The sequence below is a fragment of the Chelonobacter oris genome (assembly GCF_000772535.1).
Classification (GTDB): Bacteria; Pseudomonadota; Gammaproteobacteria; order Enterobacterales; family Pasteurellaceae; genus Chelonobacter; species Chelonobacter oris.
Genome location: NZ_JSUM01000010.1, coordinates 157,051 through 171,679 on the forward strand (window position 1 = coordinate 157,051; position 14,629 = coordinate 171,679).

Genomic DNA, 14,629 nt, shown 5'->3' on the forward strand with positions numbered 1-14,629 from the left:
ATTATAAAAATAATAATCCTTTTCTGACACCTTAGAAACCTTATCGGTGGTAATAGCACTCTAACCCTAAATATTTTGAAAATGCTTCGTATAGCACTTTAGCCGATGAAGAATGGTTAAATGCGACATGATGCTCAAAACCATTGTTACAAATATAAGCCAATAATTGCTCCAATCCTCTGACTTGAATTACGGCTCGACAACCGACGGTATCCAAATCATCATCGACAAACTTACCCTCACCGACATAAGCTTTCACTTTTCCGCTGAAATCGTCCGTTGAAAGTCTGAAATACGTTAGCGGCCCCGCCTTCATTCGGCCATTGATTGCTCCACAGGTATTTTCACCCCCTACCGTTGTACCGATAATGTCCGCAGTGCTCATGAACGGCTCATGCAACTCATCGGTTGCAAAATTTCCGCAATGGAACATGACGCATTTATCCCTGTCATCGCCAAAATTATTGTTCCAATCAGCAATAGAGGCCGGTTTTACTGATGCAACAGATAAGGCATACATTGAAAGCGCCCCCATGACATCCACTTCACACGCACTGGGAATAAGCTGCCCCGACATCACACTCATAATAGAACAGACATTTATTCCCAGTGTATTTTGCAAAGATGTCCAACACTGAATTGCCGTTGTATCGATATCATTTTCAACAATCCAATGGCTGATCACCACAAAAAGTTTTGCCATAATTAATAACTTTTCTTCCGGAATAGTCGATGTATCCGCATTATTCTTTAACAATGCCAATTTATCCGGAATCCTTAAATCATTATCCCTTAAATTATGTACACGGCTGAAAATTTCCGATAAATCGATAGTCTCAACCGTCACCCCCAACCGCTCCAATAATTTTTCACTATAACGAACAGTATTAAAACTCGTTGGACGTGCGCCGATAGCCCCTACCCGACAACCTTTCATTGCCTTAACTATCCGGCATAACGCAATGAACTCTTGTAAATCTCGTTTAAAGATCGCACCGGTTAAGCGACAAACATGTTGAGTGGTTAACGTGAAAGGAATTCCGTACTGACGTAAATTATTACATAACGAAATTTTTCCACAAAAACTATCACGACGTGTTGCCAATCCCATTTTATTTAATTCGTCTTCTTCAGCCTGAATGAGAACCGGTACATTTAGACCTGAATAACGAATAGTTTCCGAAATGGCTTTTTCATCACCAAAGTTAGGCAAGAGCACTACGATACCATTAATTTCATCTCGATGTTTTTTTAATAACTCTGCGGCAATTTTGGCGTCTTGATGTGATTCTATGCCGCCATAGTTGGTTTGCTCCGCTGTAAGCATAACCGTCTTAATATTCAGTTCGTCAAAAATACCGATGGCTTCACGTCTTGCGTCCCCCACTAAATAACTGGGGAAAAAACCTCGATTTGCGATAAGGACTGCCACGGTCATTTTTTCCAATGCTTTTTTCATTTTAATCACTCCTATTATTTACTTAAAATCTTGCCCGCTGTACGGCTTGTTGCCACAACATATAATTATCGACCATCATTTCAGATCGGCGGTTAGGCGCAATGATTGTCACTGCACGGGGAAGATTTGATAACGCCTGATAACCTTGCCACCATCCGATCGCCCTGCCCGCCAGAAAAGCAGCGCCTAATGCGGATACTTCCGCAATATCACTACAAATGATTTCTCGTTGTAATAAATCAGCCTGAAATTGCATTAACCATTCATTCTTGGTCGGTCCGCCATCTACAGAAAGTGTTCCCAATTTTTCCCCAAGCGATTTCTCCATATTAAAAAAGAGATCGGCGACTTGATAAGCGATAGATTCAAATGCAGCTCTTGCAATCACTTCCGGTGTTGAGGAATCTGTTAACCCACAAATCATTCCTCGAACCTTACTATCCCAGTAAGGCGCACCCAATCCGGCAAGTGCCGGAACAAAATAAACGCCTTGATTACTTTCGACCGATTGAGCCATTTCACTGAGCCTCTCAACATTTCGAACACTTAAAAGTTTGGCTATAAAGCCTAAGGCGGCACCGGTATGCGTAATATTACCTTCCAAAGCAAAACTTAATTTAGCGTCATGCCAAGCAACCGTCGTACTGACTGTGAGATCATTTACTGACAAACCTCTACTTTTCGTCATTAAGGAGCTGCCTGTACCGTAAGTCGCTTTGACAATCCCATCATGAAACCCGCCTTGTCCGTATAGTGCCGCATGTGAATCCCCTATCTGAGCGAAAATTGGGATACCGTCGGGTAATACGCTGCAATGTAATGTTTCTCCACGGTAGCCGCTTGAAGAGATGATTTCCGGCAAACATTGCACGGGAATGCCGAATAACGTTAATAATTCTTTATCCCATTGTGCCGTATGCAAATTGAAAAGTTGATAACGTGAGGCATTGGAGTAATCGGTAACAAAAGACTTGCCGTTTGTTAGCTGCCAAACCAACCACACATCAACAGTGCCTACGCAGATTTCACCATTGACCGCTCTTGCAAAGCCATTATCGATATTGTCCAATAACCAATGAATTTTCGATGCCGGAAATAGCGGATCAAGCACGGAACCGGTCAAATATTTGAGGCTTTCCGCCTTTGGCATGACTGCAATTTGTCGACAGAAATCTTCCGTTCGCCGGCATTGCCAACTAATCAGTGGAGAAAGCGGCTTACCGCCGCTACGTTCCCATGCCAATACCGACTCACGTTGATTGCTGATTGAAATTCCACTTAAATCGGCAATATCCAGTCGGCTTAAACACTGTGCAATCGCATCTTCGGTTTCATGCCAGATCTCTAACGGGCTCTGTTCTGCCCATCCCGGATATGGGTGATATAAGGCAACCGGCCTGCTCCCTTTTGCCACAACTTTTCCGTCTTTGTTAATGGCAACCGCTTTTGTATTCGTCGTACCTTCATCAATTGATAAAATAAAGGGTTGAGCCATAGCATTCTCCTATTTCAGCAGCGCCGACACTGAGTCAGCAACACGCTCGGCATCAATGCCATGGTACGCACGCATTGTTTTGCGATCCGCCGCCAGGGCGTATTCTCCGTCGGCAATACCGAGACGTTTTAAGCGAATACCCGCCCCATGCTCGGCTAACACTTCGGCAACCAAGCTGCCTAACCCGCCATTAATATTATGTTCTTCAACCGTTACCGCCAATTTCACATGTTTAATGGCGTTAAATAGAGAGTGTGTATCACAAGGGCGGATAGAGGGTACGTTCACAACGACCGGCATAATCCCTTTTGCGTTGAGCTTTTCAGCGGCGGAAACAATTTCATGGACGGTTGATCCCATTGCAATCAGGGCAACATCAGAACCCGATTGAAGCACATCAATCTTTCCGGGAATAAAGCTATAGTCTTCAGAATGCAACTCCGGCAGATCTTTTCCGTCCAAACGAATATAGACCGGTCCGACAGTATTAATCGCATAGTCAATAATCTGCCTGCATTCCATTGGACTAGACGGGGCGTAGATTTGAATATTGCCGAACCCACGCATCACACTAATATCATCCAAGCTGTGATGCGTACTGGCTAACGGCCCATAACTGGCACCGGAATTCAACCCGAATAATTTGACATTGGTATTGTTGTAGCAAACATCAACTTTAACTTGTTCATTAGCTCTAGAAACAAGAAAAGGCGCGGCGTTACAGGTTACCGCAACTTTACCTCCCAAAGCCAATCCCGCCGCACAGCCGACCAATGTCTGCTCGGCAATACCGACATTTACCAGACGATTCGGAAATGCTTTGATAAACGGTGCAATTTTGGCAGTTGAGGTCGAATCGGCAACAACCGGTACTAAATCTATTCCGTGATTTACCGCATCAATAAATTTTTCTACCATAATATTGGCTAAATGTTCTGCGTTATTCATCTTTCAACTCCTCTAATGCTAAATTTAGCTCTTCCCCGTTTGGCACTTTGTGATGCCATTCCGGTTTTCCTTGGATAAAAGAAATACCGGCGCCTTTGATAGTATTCGCGATCACAACATGAGGCTTGCCACTGGGTTTCAATCCTTCCAGGGTTTCAACTATTGACTGCACACTATTTCCTTCGCATTCAGAAACGTCCATACCGAATGCGTCCCACTTTTTATCCAGTGGATCGGTGTTCAATATATCTTTCGTATAACCGGCCAACTGGAGCTTATTTTTATCATTAATAATAATCAAATTATCTAATTTATACTGAGCGGCAACCATAGCCGCTTCCCAATTGCTTCCTTCTCCAAGCTCACCATCTCCTGTCACAACATAAATTTTACGTTGGCTACCGCTCTTTTTTGCCGCTAATGCCAAACCGACGGCAACAGGTAGCCCATGTCCAAGCGCACCGGTATTAAGTTCAACACCGGGTGTTTTTTGCTTAACCGGATGTCCCGGTAATTTAGAGTCCGCATGTTGGTAGGTTGCCAGCCACGCTTCCGGAAAATATCCCGCTTCCGCCAAACAACAATAATATCCCCCTGCGGCATGACCTTTAGATTGAATATAGATATCTCTTTCCGGATCAGCCAAACGATCAGGCGCACAATTTAATACCCGAAAATACAATGACGCCACAATTTCCACTTGAGATAAATCGGCTCCGGTATGTCCGCCTGCCGGGCTATTGGCGTTCAATACCACAATTTTGCGACGAATTGCCCTCGCCTTCTGTTCTAACGCCTTATAGGATAATTTATACGGATTCATCTTCAACTCCTTATTCAATTGTGAATATATATTCAATCTGTTCAAAAAATTTTGTGGTAACTGCGTATTAATCTGTCTCGACTTTTTGCGAGCTGATTGCGGCTTTGTACTGTAAGCGGCTTTGCATTTGATCCACCACAACCGCAACAATAATAACGATACCTTTAATAACCATTTGCCAAAATTCACTAACTCCCATCATAACCAGCCCGTCCGCCAGAATACCGATAACAAATGCCCCGACCAGTGTGCCCCCGATTGTCCCGCGTCCGCCGGCAAGTGAAGTACCACCGAGCACAACGGCTGCGATAGCATTCATTTCGAAAGCAGTCCCGGTTGCCGGATGGCTTGCAACTAATTGTGAAGTCACAACGATGCCGGCTAATGCTGCACACAAACCGGAAATGGTATAAACCCAAATTTTGGTATTCGTCACTTTAATACCCGACAGCTCGGCGGCTTTTTCATTATCACCAATCGCATACACATGCCGCCCAAAAGGTAACCGTTTGGCAATATAGGCGATAATACCCGCTACAATAAACATCAACCAAATTGCGTATGGAATACCTAACAAGCTTCCCGCCCCAATCTGCTCAAAACCGGTATTACCCAGCTGCGGATTGCCGGACAACCCCGGAAAGGTCTCCCCGCCAGAGGTCAACATCGCTGCACCTCGAATAATATACATGGTTCCGAGCGTACAAATAAAAGGAGCGACGTTATAACGGGTAATGATCCAGCCGTTCAATGCACCGATTAAAGCCCCGATTAATAAAACCGCAGGAATAATGAGCCAGATACTCGGGAAGATAGCAATACCAAACATCGGCAAAATAATGCCTTTTGAAATCATATAACCTGCTATCATTCCACAAAAACCTAAAATCGCTCCGATCGATAAATCAATCCCTGCCGTAATGATCACAAACGTTATTCCTAACGCTAACAGTGCATTAATCGAAATATGTTTCATCATAATAATAAGGCTTGAAGGATTTAAAAAACCATCAATCATAATAGAAAAGAAACCCAGAATAATAAATAACGCAATAAATGTTCTTAATTTCAACATCAATAAAAAAATATTGCTGCCGGACAATGAAGATTTAAACATATATAATTCCTCTTAAATTTAGAATCCTTTGGCGCTGGCCGTCACCAATCCTGATTCCGTTGCATATTTTCTGGCAATATTCTCAGTTAATTTGCCATTAGACATCACCAGTATCCGGTCAGAAACCGCCATAATCTCTTTTAAATCAGAAGTAGAAAATAAAATACCAATTCCCTGTTGTGATAATTTAACCATCATTTCAAACACATCCGCTTTTGCACCAATATCAATTCCCCGGGTCGGTTCATCAAGTAAAAGTACTTTCGGTTCGGTTAATAATGAACGTCCAATAACCACTTTTTGCTGGTTCCCGCCGCTCAGTGCCTGAATTTCAACATCAGGAGAGGAAACTTTTATTGAAAGTTCTCCGATAGTCGAATCAACCGCTCTTTTTTCATCGGCTGTCGAAATGGAAATACCCCCACCTTGCAATCTTTTCCATAAACTGGAAATCGTTAAATTATTAGCAACGGAGCTGATCGGAAAAATACCGGTGCGTTTTCGATCTTCCGGTACCAAACCAATTCCCATCTTAATTCGATTGGTCGTCGACGTTTTCGGATTAATAATGATACCGTTTAAAGAAAAACGCCCCTGATATTCAGCCTTACCCAGTAAACACTCAAATAGTTCCGTTCTCCCGGCGCCCATCAGACCATAAATACCGACAATCTCTCCCGCACGTAAATCAAAAGATACATCATTTACAACCTTCTGTTCCGCTTCATTAATCAATGTAATATTTTCTGCTTCGAGAATTTTCACACCAAATTCTCTATTCTCAGGCAAGAAATTTGTTACCGGATCACTGCCCAACATTTCTCTGATAATCCAAGGCACATCAATATCTTTTACAGCAGCTTCCGACTGAAATTTACCATCACGTAAAATAGTAATATACGTGCCTATTTCCATAAGTTCTTCAAGTCGATGAGAAATATAAATGATTGACACCCCTTGTGAAGTTAATTCTCGAATAACATCGAATAAGATCTGCACTTCTGTTTTACTTAATGCCGACGTCGGCTCGTCTAATATTAAAATATCTATTTCACCGACTAACGCCTTGGCAATTTCAATTAATTGTTTTTGTCCCACCTTCAAATCCGATACAATCTCTACAGGATTAATATTCTGTTTTAATCGTTTCAATAATTTATCTGTAATATCATATTGTGCTTTAGTATTGATTGGAAAAAGACCCGATTGTATTTCTCGACCAAGAAAAATATTCTCCATTACACTTAGGTTTTCAGATAAGTTTAACTCTTGATGAACCATGCCGATACCATATTCAGCGGCACTACGCGTACTGCTGATCATTACTTTTTTATCATTAATATAAAGTTCACCTTCTGTTGGTTGCTGTACACCGGCCAAAATTTTCATTAACGTGGATTTTCCGGCACCATTTTCACCGATGATGACATTAACGGCTCCGCGATAAACATTATAACTGACGCTATCCAAAGCTTTTGTCCCCGGGAATATCATTGAAATATTTTCTGCCCGCATGACAATTTCAGGATTTTCCATAACCATAGAATTTACTCCGCATAAATTTCAAGCGGCACCACATCTTGAATTTGTTTATTTTTAATCGTCAATGCAATCAAGAGGTTGATGTCTTTACCAAGCAAAGTGCGGTCAAGCTTCGTTATACTCACCATTGCCTTTTTATTTAACTCTTTTGATAATTTGGCAAATTGAATCTGGTTCTTGAATTGATCAAAACTGATGACAGACGAAGCATCACGAATCGCGTTTCCTCGAATAATTTTTCCGAATTGAACAGTTATTATTTGATCATCGGATCTAACCATTAAATTTTGCCGTTCATCAATATTTTCTAAAACCCCATTCAGCATAGTAAAATAACTTTTCTCATTCGCTGTATTTGACAATATTTGCTTCAGACTTATATCAGATTGTCTTGCCTCTTGTAATACGTCATTCCAAATTTTATCGGCAATATCTTTAGGATCCATATTATTTAATGCAGAGGATTCTTCTGCTGACATTGGAATAATTGGCTTTCCGGCTGAATCTAAATCGACAACTTCACAACTAACAAGGAATAAACTCATACATATTAAAAATAAGTTTGCTTTTAAACTTTTATATCTTTGCATTTTACACTCCTTATATGGGATATATTGCTACATATATCCCATGGTATTTCAGTTTATTTACTCATCGCAAAGCTATTTAATTTTTTTGCATTATCGGCATCAATCAAAATACAATCCATTAATTGTTTCTCATCTTTGCCTGTACTGCCCGTTTTAATAAAGGCGTCGGCTTGCATCACCGCTTCCTGAGCCTGATCCCAACCTGGTTGTAACACTGTCGCTTTAATATTACCATTGGCCAAAATGGAATCTCGCACATAATCACTACCATCAAAACCAACAACAATAACATCGGTTCTACCGGCGGCTTTTAATGCGGCCTCCGCCCCTAGCGCCATCGTGTCATTTCCTGAAATAACGCCTTTAATATTTGGATGAGCCTGCAAGATAGATTCCATACGGGTAAATCCTTCTGTCTGACTCCAGTTTGCAGTTTGTTGTGCAACCATTTTCATTTCAGGATAATCGTCGATAATGTCGTGAAATCCTTGGGAACGAACTGAAGCATTGGTATCTGATTCACGCCCCAGTAATTCAACATATAAACCTTGCTCCCCCATCAATTCGACAAATTTCTCAGCGCCCAACTGAGCACCTTGATAATTATTGGAAACAATCTGAGAAACTGCGATGCCTGTTTTATTAATTTCACGATCAATTAAAAAGGCAGGGACGCCTGCGGCTTTTGCTTTTTCTAATGCCCCGACGGTTACATCTGAACCGGCATTATCCAAAATAATTGCCTTTGCTTTACGAGCCACTGCCGTTGCAATTAACTGATCTTGCTTATTGGCATCATCGTCATGAGAGGCCACAAGCGTTGTATACCCCAATTCTTCGGCTTTCTGCTTCGCACCTTCCGCCTCCGCTTTAAAAAACGGATTATCATGGGATGGTGTAATAATAGCGATTAACTCATTATTTGCATTTGCTATTGTTGAAGAAAAAGCAAGGGTTGCGGCTAAAAGTGATGAAGTTAAAAATTTCAGTGTCATATCAAGCTCCCTTGAATATTTATTCACAATGGATTATAAATTCAAGAATACTATAGCTAATCGATCAACTAAGGAATAGTAGATCTGTCTTAAAATAAGAAGTAAGTCACAAAATTTTTATTGCGATTTATAGATTGAGCGAATTCAGGCAGGCTAAATGCAAAAAAGCGGCAAATTTGCCGCTTTCTCGATAAAGTGAGTTATTTTAAAGGTTAAACTTCAACCGATATTCAATCATGTCCTCAATTGTTACGACGGCATAACCATTTGCTAATGCAAATTCCACCAATTCCGGCGTTCTGGACATGCTGCCGTCCTCATTAGTAATCTCACAAATAACGCCGGCTGATTTGAATCCGGCAAGACGTGCCAAATCTATCGCTGCTTCGGTATGCCCGTTTCGTTCTAAAACCCCGTTATTAGCCGCTCTTAACGGAAAAACATGCCCCGGTCGGTGTAAATCACTCGGTTTGGCATTATCGGCAACGGCGGCTTTCACGGTGGTCACCCGATCTGCGGCGGAAACGCCGGTCGAGACACCTTTTGCGGCTTCAATGGTAACGGTAAATGCAGTCTTGTTGACACTGGTATTAATGCCGACCATCGGCGGTAAATCCAGTTGTCGGCATAATTCATCCGTGATGCAAAGGCACACAATGCCGCTACCGTAGCGGATTAATTTTGCCATTTGTTCGGTGGTAATCGTTTCTGCCGGAAAAATTAGATCGCCTTCGTTTTCACGATCTTCATCGTCCAATACTAAAACGCCGTTACCTTGTTTAAACGCTTCGATTGCAGCAACAACGCGTTGTTGGCTATCGCCAAATTGGGTGAGTAATGACTGACTCATGGTAAATTCCTCAACATTAAATATAGATACCAGAATCAGGGCAAGCGGAGAGCCGTCAAACCACACTTTGTTAAAAAACATAAAAGTGCGGTTTCACATAGCAAAAGTAAACTTTCCGTTCAAGAAAAGCCCTCATTCTCTACCATCCAGACTATCACTGTCGGCTTCGGATTTACACCGAATCTGCTAGACCCCGCACATAAATGCGGGCGCTCGTGGGCTTAAGTGCGCTTTGCACCCTTACCACCGGTGGGGAATTTCGCCCCGCCCTGAGAATTGCCTGCACATTATAACTGAAAAAACTGATCTGCCCAGTAGTTTGCACAAAAAAGTTTCCTTTAATCAGTCCATTTCGTACAATAGCAGCTACATTCATTATCTTGGAACATGCGCTATGCTGAACCCTAAAAAACTCGAACAATTCGCCCAACAAATTCATGATGCTTTACCCCAAGGAGTTAAGAATTTTGGTGAAGATATGGAAGCCAAAGTAAAACAAATCATTCAAGCGCAATTGGCAAAATTGGATGTTGTTACCCATGAAGATTTTGAGGTGCAGACACAGGTTCTGCTCCGTACCCGCGAAAAACTGACCGCACTTGAACAACGCATTGAAGCGCTAGAAAGTAAATTAGTACTTACCAATACGACAAGTACGATTGAAACCGCTGAACGCGCCGAATAATCTTATCTATGGAGCAAAACCGATGTCATTTGCCTATTTGCAACAAAAGCGAAAACAACTCAACCTGAAAGTGGCGGAAATTTGCGAACAGGCCGGTGTCACACGCGCTTATTTTAATCAATTGGTCAGCGGGAAAATCAAGAACCCCAGCGCAATCAAATTACAAGCGTTACATAAGGTTTTGCATATCACCGAAGCCGATAATAAAAAAATCGGTGTTATTTTCGGCAAGTTCTATCCGGTACACACCGGGCATATCAATATGATTTACGAAGCGTTCAGTAAGGTCGATGAAATTCATGTGGTCGTTTGTACGGAAAGCGAGCGGGATTTAAAATTGTTTTACGACAGCAAAATGAAAAAAATGCCGACGCCGCAAGATCGGCTACGTTGGATGCAACAAATTTTCAAGTATCAGCAAAAACACATTTTTATCCACCATTTGATTGAAGACGGATTGCCGAGTTATCCTAACGGTTGGGAAGCGTGGGCGGCGCGGGTGCGGAAGCTATTCGAGGAAAAAAATGTCAGCCCGACCATTGTCTTCAGCAGTGAGCCGCAAGACCAAGAACCTTATGAAAAATATTTGGGTCTGCAAGTCAATCTGGTTGATCCTGAACGCAAATTTTTCAATGTTTCCGCAACCAAAATTCGTAATCACCCTTTTCATTACTGGAAATTTATTCCGAAAGAGGTACGGCCTTTCTTTGCCAAAACGATTGCAATTCTCGGTGGAGAAAGCAGTGGAAAAAGCGTGTTGGTTAACAAACTGGCAACGGTTTTCAACACGACTTCTGCTTGGGAGTACGGGCGGGAATATGTATTTGAACAGCTCGGAGGTGACGAGCAGGCTATGCAGTTTTCCGATTATCCGCTGATGGCAATCGGTCACTTACGCTACTTGGATTATGCCGTACGCCACGCACATAAAGTCGCCGTTATCGACACCGATTTTATTACTACCCAAGCGTTTTGTATCCAATATGAAGGTAAAGCACACCCTTTTTTAGATTCCATGATTAAGGAATATCCGTTTGATATCACCATCTTGCTCTCCAATAATACGAAATGGGTTGACGACGGTTTACGCAGTTTAGGCGATCATAAATCCCGACAGAAATTCCAAGATTTACTGAAAAGATTACTGGAAAAATATAAAGTTCCCTATATTGAAATTGAATCGCCGAGCTATTTGGAACGTTATAATATGGCAAAAGAGATTGTCGAAAAAGTGTTGAATGATGAAGATCTGCCGGAACTGCAATCCGACAATAACAGCAGGGAGACTTAACCCATGTTGCTATTCGCCGGCGATCCTCACGGTAGTTTTGACCATCTTTTACCGCTTCTACAACAACAAAATGAAGAAATCGCCCTGATTATTTTGGGGGACTTACAATTAACGGACTGTGATATTCTGAATAAATTGGCGCAGTATTGTGAATTATGGTTTATTCACGGCAATCACGACAGTAAGACCGTAGGTGCTTTTCAGGCATTGTGGGGAAGCGAATGGAAACACCGTAATCTACATGGCCGTGTTGTTGAAATTCAAGGCGTAAGAATCGCCGGCTTAGGCGGCGTTTTTCGCGGACAAATCTGGATGCCGCCAAACAAACCGCTCTTTTTCGATCCGATTCATTTCTGCCAATATTGCCCTCAGGATAAAATTTGGCAAGGCGGTTTGCCGTTGCGACACCGCACTTCGATTTTTCTTTCCGATTTTGAACAATTGGAACAACAACAGGCCGATATTCTCATCTGTCATGAGGCGCCCAAACCGCATCCGTCGGGATTTAAGGTGATTAATCAGCTGGCTGAAAAAATGGGGGTCAAAAAGATTTTTCATGGTCATCATCATGAAAATTTTGACTATACCGCACTTAACCACTCTGCACTCGAAATTTTCAATATCGGATTCCGCAGCCTAGCCACAATCAACGGCAAATATTTGTTACAGAATATTGATGATCGCTAACTGATAAAGCAAAATTCAGATATAAAAAAAGCTCACCAATTGGCGAGCTTTTTTTATATTTTGCGTTCAGAATTATTATTCCGCAGCAGCTTCTTCAGCCGAAACTTCCGGACGATCAACCAGCTCAATATAAGCCATAGGTGCATTATCACCGGTACGGAATCCACATTTCAAAATGCGAGTGTAACCACCTGCACGTTGAGCAAAACGCGGACCTAATTCATTAAACAATTTCGCAACGATTTCGTTGTCGCGGGTACGTGCAAAAGCTAAACGGCGGTTTGCAACGCTGTCGGCTTTCGCTAAAGTAATTAACGGCTCAACTACACGACGTAATTCTTTCGCTTTAGGCAAAGTCGTCTTGATGATTTCATGACGAACTAAAGAACCTGCCATATTACGGAACATCGCTTGGCGATGACTGCTATTACGGTTTAGTTGACGACCACTCTTACGATGGCGCATGAGCTTATCCTTCTCAGAAAAATCTTAATCCATACCGAAATTAGTCTTCAGCAATACTTGCCGGAGGCCAATTTTCAAGGCGCATACCCAGTGACAGTCCACGCGAAGCCAGTACATCCTTAATTTCAGTAAGTGATTTCTTACCAAGATTCGGGGTTTTCAATAACTCGACTTCAGTACGTTGAACTAAATCACCGATATAGTGAATTGTTTCTGCTTTCAAACAGTTAGCAGAACGAACTGTCAACTCTAAATCGTCCACCGGACGCAAAAGAATCGGATCAAATTCCGGTTTTTCTTCTTTAATTTCAGGTTGACGAATATCACGCAAATCAACGAATGCATCAAGTTGCTCTGCTAGAATTGTCGCTGCACGACGAATCGCTTCTTCAGGATCAATAGTACCATTGGTTTCCATTTCGATAACTAATTTATCTAAATCGGTACGTTGTTCAACACGGGCAGCTTCAACATTGTAAGCAATACGATCTACCGGGCTGTAACACGCATCAACCAATAAACGACCAATCGGGCGATCTTCGTCTTGAGCATGCATACGTGCGGAAGCCGGAACATAGCCACGACCTCTCTGTACGCGAATTCGCATATTAATAGATGCGTTCGCATCCGTCAAATGGCAAATAACATGCTCAGGATTAACAATCTCTACATCCCCGTCATGGGTAATATCGCCAGCAACAACAGGTCCGATTCCAGATTTGCTCAGAGTCAGGAATACATCATCCTTATTCTGCACTTTAACCGCTAGACCTTTTAAGTTAAGGAGAACTTCCAGAATATCTTCTTGAACGCCTTCTTTACTGCTGTACTCATGTAACACGCCGTCAATTTCCACTTCAGTCACACCGCAACCCGGCATGGAAGATAATAGAATACGACGTAACGCATTACCTAATGTGTGGCCGAAACCACGTTCTAACGGTTCTAATGTCACTTTAGCGTGAGTCGGGCTTAATTGCTCGATATCAACTAAATGTGGCTTTAAAAATTCTGTCACAGAACCCTGCATTTTATCCTCTCTTTGCTTCTAAGCTCTATTATTTAGAATAAAGCTCAACGATCAGATGTTCGTTAATGTCTGCTGATAAATCAGAACGTTCAGGAATACGTTTAAATACGCCTTCCATTTTAGCAGCATCAACTTCCAACCATGTTGGTTTCTCTCTTTGCTCTGCTAATTCTAACGATGCTTTGATACGCGCTTGTTTTTTCGATTTTTCACGCACAGCCACAACATCTTCAACAGAAACTTGGAACGATGGAATATTAACCACACGACCATTTACCACAATCGCTTTATGGCTCACTAATTGGCGAGCTTCGGCACGAGTTGCTGCAAATCCCATACGGTAAACAACATTATCCAAACGACCTTCCAATAATACCAATAGATTTTCACCGGTATTACCTTTTAAACGATTAGCTTCTTTGTAGTAATTACGAAATTGACGTTCCAAAATGCCGTACATACGACGGACTTTTTGTTTCTCACGTAATTGACTACCGTAATCGGATAAACGCGCTTTACGAGCACCGTGTTGACCGGGTGCCGTATCTAATTTACATTTTGATTCAATCGCGCGGACACCGGACTTAAGGAATAAGTCAGTCCCTTCACGACGGCTTAGCTTGAGTTTAGGACCCAAATATCTTGCCATTTT

At 42.1% G+C, this 14,629-nt stretch carries 15 protein-coding genes and 1 riboswitch; of the genes, 3 read left to right on the forward strand and 12 right to left on the reverse strand.

Translation table 11 applies throughout. The annotated features are described in order from the left end of the window. Positions 1-40: 40 nt before the first annotated feature. From OA57_RS06380 to ribB, 9 genes are all read right to left on the reverse strand, one after another. Positions 41-1,459 (reverse strand): L-fucose/L-arabinose isomerase family protein, encoded by a 1,419-nt coding sequence (locus tag OA57_RS06380; protein ID WP_034615071.1) that lies wholly within the window; start codon positions 1,457-1,459, stop codon positions 41-43. A 22-nt stretch (positions 1,460-1,481) separates the two neighbouring features. Continuing rightward, positions 1,482-2,954 (reverse strand): FGGY family carbohydrate kinase, encoded by a 1,473-nt coding sequence (locus tag OA57_RS06385; RefSeq protein WP_034615075.1) that lies wholly within the window; start codon positions 2,952-2,954, stop codon positions 1,482-1,484. A 9-nt stretch (positions 2,955-2,963) separates the two neighbouring features. After that, complete coding sequence (locus OA57_RS06390) at positions 2,964-3,902, reverse strand: transketolase family protein (protein WP_034615077.1); 939 nt, start codon at positions 3,900-3,902, stop codon at positions 2,964-2,966. Beyond that, the gene (locus tag OA57_RS06395; protein WP_034615079.1) at positions 3,895-4,725 is read right to left on the reverse strand and encodes a transketolase; all 831 of its coding nucleotides are present in this window, start codon (positions 4,723-4,725) and stop codon (positions 3,895-3,897) included. The genes OA57_RS06390 and OA57_RS06395 overlap by 8 nt, the downstream gene beginning before the upstream one ends. A gap of 67 nt (positions 4,726-4,792) precedes the next feature. After that, positions 4,793-5,704, reverse strand: a complete 912-nt coding sequence (locus tag OA57_RS06400; protein ID WP_235424643.1) for an ABC transporter permease — start codon at positions 5,702-5,704, stop codon at positions 4,793-4,795. 156 nt (positions 5,705-5,860) lie between these two features. Further along, positions 5,861-7,384, reverse strand: coding sequence for a sugar ABC transporter ATP-binding protein (locus OA57_RS06405; protein ID WP_034615084.1), 1,524 nt, complete (start codon positions 7,382-7,384; stop codon positions 5,861-5,863). Between the two features lie 5 nt (positions 7,385-7,389). After that, the gene (locus OA57_RS06410) at positions 7,390-7,974 is read right to left on the reverse strand and encodes a DUF2291 family protein (protein ID WP_034615087.1); all 585 of its coding nucleotides are present in this window, start codon (positions 7,972-7,974) and stop codon (positions 7,390-7,392) included. A gap of 53 nt (positions 7,975-8,027) precedes the next feature. Then, positions 8,028-8,969, reverse strand: a complete 942-nt coding sequence (locus tag OA57_RS06415; protein WP_034615090.1) for a D-ribose ABC transporter substrate-binding protein — start codon at positions 8,967-8,969, stop codon at positions 8,028-8,030. A gap of 205 nt (positions 8,970-9,174) precedes the next feature. Beyond that, positions 9,175-9,819, reverse strand: a complete 645-nt coding sequence (ribB, locus tag OA57_RS06420) for a 3,4-dihydroxy-2-butanone-4-phosphate synthase (protein ID WP_034615400.1) — start codon at positions 9,817-9,819, stop codon at positions 9,175-9,177. A 130-nt stretch (positions 9,820-9,949) separates the two neighbouring features. Next, positions 9,950-10,100, reverse strand: a riboswitch (FMN riboswitch). 113 nt (positions 10,101-10,213) lie between these two features. On the opposite strand from ribB, the gene ubiK reads away from it, so the two are divergent. From ubiK to OA57_RS06435, 3 genes are read left to right on the forward strand one after another with little or no spacing between them, the layout of a single operon-like run. Beyond that, entirely contained in the window at positions 10,214-10,504 is a 291-nt protein-coding gene (gene ubiK, locus OA57_RS06425) for a ubiquinone biosynthesis accessory factor UbiK (protein WP_034615092.1), read from the forward strand. Between the two features lie 22 nt (positions 10,505-10,526). Continuing rightward, entirely contained in the window at positions 10,527-11,795 is a 1,269-nt protein-coding gene (nadR, locus tag OA57_RS06430) for a multifunctional transcriptional regulator/nicotinamide-nucleotide adenylyltransferase/ribosylnicotinamide kinase NadR (protein ID WP_034615094.1), read from the forward strand. 3 nt (positions 11,796-11,798) lie between these two features. Continuing rightward, complete coding sequence (locus tag OA57_RS06435; protein WP_034615097.1) at positions 11,799-12,482, forward strand: metallophosphoesterase family protein; 684 nt, start codon at positions 11,799-11,801, stop codon at positions 12,480-12,482. 75 nt (positions 12,483-12,557) lie between these two features. On the opposite strand, the gene rplQ is transcribed toward OA57_RS06435, so the two are convergent. The 3 genes from rplQ to rpsD are packed head-to-tail and all read right to left on the reverse strand — an operon-like array spanning position 12,558 to position 14,626. After that, positions 12,558-12,947, reverse strand: coding sequence for a 50S ribosomal protein L17 (gene rplQ / locus OA57_RS06440; protein WP_034615100.1), 390 nt, complete (start codon positions 12,945-12,947; stop codon positions 12,558-12,560). A 40-nt stretch (positions 12,948-12,987) separates the two neighbouring features. Beyond that, complete coding sequence (locus OA57_RS06445) at positions 12,988-13,977, reverse strand: DNA-directed RNA polymerase subunit alpha (RefSeq protein WP_034615103.1); 990 nt, start codon at positions 13,975-13,977, stop codon at positions 12,988-12,990. Between the two features lie 28 nt (positions 13,978-14,005). Beyond that, a complete protein-coding gene (rpsD, locus tag OA57_RS06450; RefSeq protein ID WP_034615105.1) occupies positions 14,006-14,626 on the reverse strand; it encodes a 30S ribosomal protein S4 in 621 nt (206 codons plus the stop codon). Between the last annotated feature and the right edge of the window lie 3 nt (positions 14,627-14,629).